The sequence below is a fragment of the Burkholderia sp. LMU1-1-1.1 genome, assembly GCF_040675865.1.
Classification (GTDB): Bacteria; Pseudomonadota; Gammaproteobacteria; order Burkholderiales; family Burkholderiaceae_D; genus Rugamonas.
On record NZ_JBEGHG010000041.1, the window covers coordinates 1 to 991 of the forward strand.

1 rRNA gene is annotated in these 991 nt (G+C 50.3%); it reads left to right on the forward strand.

Going from position 1 to position 991, the window contains the following annotated elements:
* Positions 1–991 (forward strand): 23S ribosomal RNA (locus tag MRBLMU1_RS23470); the annotation flags it as partial.

Genomic DNA, 991 nt, shown 5'->3' on the forward strand with positions numbered 1-991 from the left:
CAAAGCGAACGCGGCGAACTGAAACATCTAAGTAGCTGCAGGAAAATAAATCAACCGAGATTCCCAAAGTAGTGGCGAGCGAAATGGGAAGAGCCTGCACGTTTTAGCATGACGCATAACAGAATCCACTGGAAATTGGAGCCATAGCGGGTGATAGCCCCGTATGTGAAATGCGATGTGTGGAACTAAGCGTGCGACAAGTAGGGCGGGACACGAGAAATCCTGTCTGAATATGGGGGGACCATCCTCCAAGGCTAAATACTCGTAATCGACCGATAGTGAACCAGTACCGTGAGGGAAAGGCGAAAAGAACCCCGGGAGGGGAGTGAAATAGATCCTGAAACCGTGTGCATACAAACAGTAGGAGCGGACTTGTTCCGTGACTGCGTACCTTTTGTATAATGGGTCAGCGACTTACATTCAGTGGCAAGGTTAACCATATAGGGAAGCCGTAGAGAAATCGAGTCCGAACAGGGCGATAGTCGCTGGGTGTAGACCCGAAACCAAGTGATCTACTCATGGCCAGGATGAAGGTGCGGTAACACGCACTGGAGGTCCGAACCCACTAATGTTGAAAAATTAGGGGATGAGCTGTGGGTAGGGGTGAAAGGCTAAACAAACTTGGAAATAGCTGGTTCTCTCCGAAAACTATTTAGGTAGTGCCTCAAGTATCACCATCGGGGGTAGAGCACTGTTATGGCTAGGGGGTCATCGCGACTTACCAAACCATTGCAAACTCCGAATACCGATGAGTGCGAGCTTGGGAGACAGACGTCGGGTGCTAACGTCCGGCGTCAAGAGGGAAACAACCCAGACCGCCAGCTAAGGTCCCAAAGATTGGCTAAGTGGAAAACGAAGTGGGAAGGCTAAAACAGTCAGGATGTTGGCTTAGAAGCAGCCATCATTTAAAGAAAGCGTAATAGCTCACTGATCGAGTCGTCCTGCGCGGAAGATGTAACGGGGCTAAGCCAGTCACCGAAGCTGCGGATAT